Genomic DNA, 7,465 nt, shown 5'->3' with positions numbered 1-7,465 from the left:
GTGCCCGTATAGGACGGCTGGGACTAATCCACTGCGACGAAGGGCATTCGGCTTGCTCCCTTCAGGGCGCTTTTGACATTCAACTGTATGTTCCATCTTCGTTGTTTGTGAGTTGCTAATAGTGACTTGGTAATTGGCATCTTCATGAAAAATTAGAAATTAAAAATTAGAAAATCGTCTTTCTTCAATTTTTAATTTCTAACTTTTAATTTTTTCGCCCATTACCGATGTGATGTTACCGGCGTGCCATTGGCGTGCAATAGCGCCCGCTTGGGTCCGTGGATCGGATCTTCTACTATAATCGTTTGATCGCGGCTAGCACCGAGGGAGACGATCGCAATTGGGACATCCATCAGCTCTGCCAGGAACTTGAGATAATCCAACGCCTGCTGGGGTAAGTCTTCCAGGGTACGGCAGTCAGCAGTGGATTGTTTCCATCCAGGCAGAGTTTTGTAAACCGGCTGACAGCGGGAAAATTGACGAGAGTTGGTGGGGAAGTCTTCGGTGCGATCGCCATCAATTTCGTAGGCGACGCAGACGTTAATTTCCTCTAGTTCGTCGAGAACATCTAGTTTGGTGATCGCGAGACAGTCGAGACCGTTAATCCGCACGGCATAACGACCGATCACCGCATCAAACCAGCCACAGCGGCGCTTGCGCCCTGTCGTGGTGCCAAATTCCGCCCCGCGATCGCACAACATTTCTCCGACGCTACCATTCTGTTCGGTGGGAAACGGCCCTTCTCCTACCCGCGTCGTGTATGCTTTCGCTACTCCAATCACGCGGTCGATCATCGTTGGTCCCACCCCAGCACCCACGCAAGCTCCCCCGGCGACTGGGTTTGAGGAGGTAACGTAAGGATAGGTTCCGTGATCTAAGTCTAAGAGCGTTCCTTGGGCACCCTCAAACAAAACATTGCGCCGTCGCCCAATCGCGTCGTAAATCTTTAGGGAACTATCCACGATATGCGGACGCAAACGCTCGGCGTACCCCAGGTACTGCTCGATCACGATTTCTGCATCCAAGGGCGGTAAGTTGTAAAGCTTTTCTAAAATGACGTTTTTATAATCGATCGTCCATCGCACCTGTTCGCGCAACCCTTCGGTATCCATCAAGTCTAAAACCCGAATGCCGGTTCGCTCTGACTTATCTGCATAAGTGGGGCCAATCCCACGTCCGGTGGTACCGATTTTATAGCTACCGCGTCGCTCCTCGGATGCCTGGTCAATTAACCTGTGGTAAGGCATCGTGACGTGGGCATTCTGAGAAATCAGTAGATTACGGGTAGATATCTTCAGAGCTTCTAATTGATCCAGTTCTTCAATCAGAACCTGCGGATCGATGACCGTCCCACAACCAATAATGCACTCGGTGTCCGGATATAAAATTCCAGAGGGAATCAGGTGCAGTTTAAAGGTCTGATCCTCCACCACGACGGTGTGCCCAGCGTTGACACCCCCTTGGTAACGTACTACGACATCTGCTGATTTACTCAGTAAATCAGTTATCTTACCTTTGCCTTCATCGCCCCACTGGGCACCGATCACAACTACGTTAGCCAAGGGTTTATTAAAAGAGCTAGAGTTTTCACAAATTACAATTATTAACAGATGGTGCTACCGCTGTCAACTTCAGATTAACAATTCGCAGCTTCACATCTACAAGGGGCGCACCGCGCACCCTTAGCAACTAACAAGATAACAACTCCACAACTACGGCAAGAGGTTCCTGTGTCTTTATATGCTGAATTACATCGCCATCTAGGCGGTTCTGTTGTACCTCGTATTCTTTGGCGGTATTTCCATCGCAGCGATTCTGAGCTAGCTCAACGATTTCCAAAATATCCAGAGTTTGAAGAATTTTACACGCGACCCCGCAACACCCTGGATGAGTATTTAGAACTACATACGCTGGTGGAAAGTACGCAAACGGCAGAAACTTTGCCCTATTTCATCTATCGGCTGATTCGGGGTGCTTATATCTTTGAGAATTTGGCTTATTTAGAATTGCGATATACACCGTATCTGCGAACGTCCGAGCATTTAAGCCAACCAGAACGAATTGACCAAATGGCGACAATTGTGGATATTGTCGGCAAAGCCAGTCGGGTGCCTGAGTATCCGATTGTGACCAGCCAAATTCTGTGTATGCACTCGCGGCTCCCTTATGAGGTGAACCGGGCGATTGTTGATTTGGCAGCACAGAAGAAGGAGTATGTCTGCGCGGTGGACATGGCGGGAGGAGATGCCCAAATTTCCGAGCGTCTAGATGAGTTTGTCCAATTGTATAAGGATGCGCGATCGCTCGGTGTTAAAACCACGGGTCATCTCTACGAAACCCCTTCTGGCTGTTATCCGGAACTGCTGCCGCATTTGATGCGAATCGGTCACGGCATCCAAATCCCCCTGCAATACCCAGAATTATTACCACAATTGGCTCAACAAAATCAGTGTTTGGAAGTATGTCCTACCACGTACTTAAAAACAGGCACGTTGGAGGATATGCGTCAACTCAAACTGGTGTTTGACCGCTGTTTTGAAGCGGGTGTAGATATTGCCATCTGTACTGATAACGCTGGGTTACACAATGTGCGTCTGCCCTTTGAGTATGAGAATCTGCTGACACTGGATATTATTGATTTTGAACAGTTGCAAGCTTGTCAGGAGGCAGCATTTCGTCATGCCTTTGCTTGGCCTTACAGCCAACGTCCGGCATCACTTTTGACAGGATTGCTGCACCCTGCATCCACGAATGTTTTAGCAGCCAGTAGTTAGGACATTAATCGAGAAATCGATAGCAATTCTCATTTGAATTAAATACGGCACAAGAACCTAATTTATTCTTCTTCTCGATGCTGACTTATCTCCAAATCGCTAAAGTCGAGTTGTCAGAAATGAGTGAATTCAATACTTGCGAGTTGGAGGAATCAATGAGTGTTTGAGCTGGCGATGAGCGATCGCGCCGTGTCAGCATCGACCGGCTTCGAGAAGAAATATCCTTGAGCGTATTCACATTGAAGCGATCGCAGTTGAGCAAGTTGCTCTACGGTTTCCACACCCTCTGCGATCGCATTCATTCCCAGATTGTGAGCCAGCATCACGATTGTCCGGACAATCTCCAGACTCTCATTATCCCCTGCCATCTGGGTGACGAAAGATCTGTCAATTTTCAGCTTATCGATCGGGAAACGACGCAAGTAACTTAAGGATGAATAACCCGTCCCGAAGTCATCCATATACAACTGAACGCCCAGCTTTCTCAGTCGCCAAAGCATCGCTGATGCAGATTCAACATTTTCCATAATGGCGCTTTCAGTAATTTCTAGTTTTAAGCTGCTAGCATCCACGCCAGTTTCCGCGAAAATTTCAGCGATGCGTTCCACTAAATCAGGTTGAGAAAACTGTTTACCTGAAAGATTTACGCTGATACTCAAAGGGATAGAACTCGGAAATTGAGTCTGCCATTCGCGCAATTTGGTACAAGCTTCGCGCAGTACCCACCAGCCAATCCGAGTAATCAATCCGGTTTCTTCTGCAACCGGAATAAACTCTCCCGGAGAAACAAGACCGCGTTCTGGATGTTGCCAACGTAACAGGGCTTCAAAACTAACAACCTGGTTAGTTTGCAGAGATACAATCGGTTGATAGTGAAGAAGAAATTCTCCCCGTTCAGTCGCTCTTTGCAAATCAGTTTCTAACTGAAGCAGCGCCACTGCACGGGCGTGCATATTTTTATCAAAGACCTCATAACGAGCCTTCCCCAGTGCCTTCGCTCGATACATGGCGATATCAGCATCGCGCAGGAGATCCTCTGGATGCTCATAACCCCCATAGTCGGGGTAAGAAGACCCTGCCCCTACAGCAATGCCAATACTGGCGGTGGTAAATACTTCATGCCCGTTTAAATTTAACGGCAAAGTCAGTTCCTGATGGATGCGATCGGCAACATGGGTAGCATCGCCGATCCCATTGATATTTTCCAGCAGAATCGCAAACTCATCTCCACCCAGACGCGCTACCGTATCGCCGTGGCGAAGGCTTTTTTCTAGGCGTTTAGCGATCGCAATCAGCATTTGATCGCCGACAATATGTCCCAGACTGTCGTTGACATTTTTAAATCGGTCAAGATCCAAAAACAGGACGGCAAATAAATAATTCTCGGAATGCTTTGCTCGCTCAAGCGCCCGATGCAAGCGCTCCATGAACAAAGCTCGGTTGGGCAAATCGGTAAGAACATCATAAAACGCATTGTGCAGCAGTTGCTCTTCCGCTTGTTTGCGCTCCGTAATATCCATTTGAATGCCAACAAAATGAGTAACAACACCCTCGCTGTTGTAAATCGGCGAGACATTTAACTCATTCCAAAAATGGGTGCCATCTTTACGGAAGTTGCGTAAAACAACAGTCGCAGCTTTTCCTAACCGCAGCGCTGTTCGCAGTTCCTGTAAACCCGATTGATTGGTTTCTTGTCCTTGCAGAAAACGGCAATTTCGTCCGGTGACTTCCGCCGCCGTATAACCTGTAATCCGCTCAAAAGCTGGATTCACATAGATAACAGGTAAATCGGGCAGTCTGGCGTCAACGATAACAATCCCATTACTACTGGCAGCGATCGCGCGATCGCGCAATCGGGAAGTTTCCTCGACCCGCTGGCGTTCTGTCACATCCCGAATCACCAACACCCAATTGCTCGTTCCTAAACCCGCCTTGGCGATCAACGGTTGAGCGACGACTTCAAAAACCTGGCGCTGTACTCCCTCCAGCACCACCTCATGGCAAAACTTTCCCTCGCTCGGTGGCTGTAGCAGCATCTCCAAAGACTGCTCTCCTAAAAAAGTCACAATATTGCTCGGAGTAGAACTTTGGTTTTGTAAGAGCGCCAGATACTTCCAAGCCGCCTGGTTTGCCAGAACAATCCGCTGGTTGGCATCCAGTAGCAGCACTCCCTCCGGCAAATTTTCTACCAAGCTCTCTAAATGTTGTTGTTCAGCAGCCAGCAGCGTCCGCAACCGCTGAATAGAGGCAGAAGCCTGGTTCGCCACCGTGTACAGCAATCGTACCTGCTCTTCAGTAAATGCTCCCTCCGCTTGAGCTGCCACGAATAGCAGTCCCACCACTTGGTTGCCTTCAGCATTAATAATCGGCACTTGGAAAGACGAACCCAAACTGCGAATGGGCGATCGCGTTCCATCAAATCCCTGTGGCTCTATCGTTGTAATTGGGCATTGCTCCGCCTCTAGTTGGGTATTTTTCCCCCTCATGCGGACAAAAGTTTTGAGCAGCCGCTGTTGGATTTCCTCCTGAACTTCCGGCGCGAGGGTGCAATTCGGTTGGATGAAAACATGGCACAAGTCTTCAGTCATCAAGATGCTCGCTGAGACATCATGAGGCACGGCACGATGCAGGTGTGCCAACATCAGTCGCACCAATTCTTCGTAGTTTAAGGTGTAACCCAGTTGCCAAAAAAGCTCGTACAGCATCTCCAAAGTGCGGAAGCGCATCTGACTCGCCTCCAACTCTCGTGCCTGCTGTTCCAAAGCACTGACCAAACGCTGTCGCTCCATCACGGACTCTATATACTTCAACTCGGAGCCATCCACGGGTTGCAAGACCCGATAATCCTGAATTTCTATTGGATCTATCTTTAGGAGGAGGTCTTCCTCATCGATTTTTTTCAACATAATACGAGGCTTTTTATAATTCAGCAAAAATTTTAAGGAAAGCAGCAAAGCTACAAGCAGTTAGTCCTCAAGGAAGTAAGAAACAGCATCAAGGGCGCTCTTCACTAGATGCGAAGAAAGCGATCGCCAGTCCGCAAACGTGCGGCAAATCATGGCTAGCAATAGATGCAGCCAAAAATCCCAGAATTTAGCAGACACCCTTGGCGTTGTCTTTACGGAATAACTCCCCGATCGCGGTATTTATCCTGGCAGGTACTCCCTTAGCGCTTTCCGGGAGAGCCTACCAAAGGCTTTTTATTGATTTTGGCGCTTCAACAATCTGACCACGGTCAATTTGTCTAATGATATTGTTCCCTGTTTTGTAGTATTCGTCGATACACTATGTCAAAGATGGGGGGTTCTACCCATACCAGAGGTTGATCGATTTGGTGGAGTAGGATACAGCTTTCCAGCCTTCTTTCTCGTTATCCGTAGGAAGGCTCTTTTTAGTAAAAGCAACCAGATATAAATTTAAATTTCTCCGTAAAAGCCTTCTTGGACGCTAACTCCCTTGCCTTGGCGAATCGTGTAAGGATAGGGGCGGGTGTCAGAGTGAGTCCCTCTAGATTTACGGAGTTGAAGTACCCGAAAACCTTGCCCCGTCTGACCCATCTCGCCCCAGTTCGGAACGTACACATCCAGAACGACATCGTAACTATTAAGCAAGCTGTAAAGAATGCTCTCATTGAGTGTTTTGGGGAGAATTGTGTCAAATAATGCCACATCCAGTTGCCGCAGCAGACGATTCTTGCGTTCGATGAAGGTGATGAACTCATCCGGAGCATATTGGACAGCAAGCGGGGTCAGAGAATCTGTAATCAACCGACAGGGTTTGGGCATTGCCCGCAGGTGACGCTCGATATCGTAGAGAAAGCGTTCCATATCAGTCAGGTCAATATATTCTTCGCTAGAGAAAGGATGAGTATCTAAAATACGCAGGTGTTGCGATCGCAAATAGGACTCGATCTCAACTCCGAACACTTCCATTTGTTGGCGTAGCAAGTAGCTAGGAGCCTCCGTCGCAATAAACAGAGCGCTTTCCCCTCGTTGCAATCCTTCAATGGCAAACTGCTGGGCGAGCGTCGTCTTGCCGACTCCCTGTTCCCCTCGCACCAACCAAGCAGAACCGTAGAAAACTCCCTCCCGTGCGATCGCGTTTAACGGCGAGAAAGCCAGTAGGGGCGGTGTCTTCATTCCGCTAGTTTTTTGCTCAGTCGGTGCCAGATATAACACCTCAATGCCCTGATGACCGATTTCCATGCGGTGGCGACCTGGCACATGGTCGGCGGCTCGCATTTTGTAAACTTCTATGTAGCGTCGGCGCTGAAGACCATTGACATCTGTGGAAAGGACAATCGTCCCATCCACCACGGTTTCTTCCACCCCAAAGCGAGAAAGGCGGTTCACTTCGCCTGCGGGAATATTCGAGATGAGAAAACCCACCGCACCAACCCGCTGCACCAGCGTGGACAATTGGAAAGTTTTTTCCCGCTGCACTGCCAAATCTTTCACTTTGTGCAGGAAGACAGAAAAAGAATCAATGACAAAGCGCGAAGGCTGGAAACTTGCGATTTCCTGTGCCATGTACTCTAAGTGTTCCTCGACCCGAATCTCCGTCTGGGGAATAAAAATGATCCGTAACAAGCCTTTGGCTTCCAAATCTTGAGGGTTCCAGCCGAAACCCTCTGCCATTCGGAACAAGCGATCGCGCGTTTCTTCAAAAGAAAACAGCAGTCCCTTCTCTCC

The 7,465-nt window shown here is 48.6% G+C and carries 4 protein-coding genes and 1 pseudogene; 1 reads left to right on the top strand and 4 read right to left on the bottom strand.

Going from position 1 to position 7,465, the window contains the following annotated elements; translation table 11 throughout:
* Together H6F50_RS00895 and H6F50_RS00890 are read right to left on the bottom strand one after the other, a co-directional pair.
* Positions 1–96 (bottom strand): annotated as a pseudogene (locus H6F50_RS00895) (50S ribosomal protein L25); the annotation flags it as partial.
* 125 nt (positions 97–221) lie between these two features.
* A complete protein-coding gene (locus H6F50_RS00890; RefSeq protein ID WP_190425281.1) occupies positions 222–1,562 on the bottom strand; it encodes an adenylosuccinate synthase in 1,341 nt (446 codons plus the stop codon).
* Positions 1,563–1,730: 168 nt separating this feature from the next.
* On the opposite strand from H6F50_RS00890, the gene H6F50_RS00885 reads away from it, so the two are divergent.
* Positions 1,731–2,774, top strand: coding sequence for an adenosine deaminase (locus H6F50_RS00885; RefSeq protein WP_190425278.1), 1,044 nt, complete (start codon positions 1,731–1,733; stop codon positions 2,772–2,774).
* Between the two features lie 152 nt (positions 2,775–2,926).
* Here H6F50_RS00885 and H6F50_RS00880 read toward each other — a convergent pair whose 3' ends face one another.
* Both H6F50_RS00880 and H6F50_RS00875 read right to left on the bottom strand, forming a co-directional pair.
* The gene (locus H6F50_RS00880) at positions 2,927–5,680 is read right to left on the bottom strand and encodes a bifunctional diguanylate cyclase/phosphodiesterase (protein ID WP_190425274.1); all 2,754 of its coding nucleotides are present in this window, start codon (positions 5,678–5,680) and stop codon (positions 2,927–2,929) included.
* Between the two features lie 510 nt (positions 5,681–6,190).
* A partial coding sequence (locus H6F50_RS00875; protein WP_277879307.1) for an ATPase domain-containing protein occupies positions 6,191–7,465 on the bottom strand: 1,275 nt, incomplete at its 5' end.

Origin of the sequence: Coleofasciculus sp. FACHB-712, assembly GCF_014695635.1 — a bacterium.
Taxonomy (GTDB): Bacteria; Cyanobacteriota; Cyanobacteriia; order Cyanobacteriales; family FACHB-T130; genus FACHB-T130.
Note: the sequence above shows the minus strand (reverse complement) of the source record. Positions and strands in the feature narration are given on the sequence as shown.

Bases quoted from the DNA above. Each gene is read 5' to 3' on its own strand.
- H6F50_RS00880 (WP_190425274.1), bottom strand. From the start codon at position 5,680: ATGTTGAAAAAAATCGATGAGGAAGACCTCCTCCTAAAGATAGATCCA.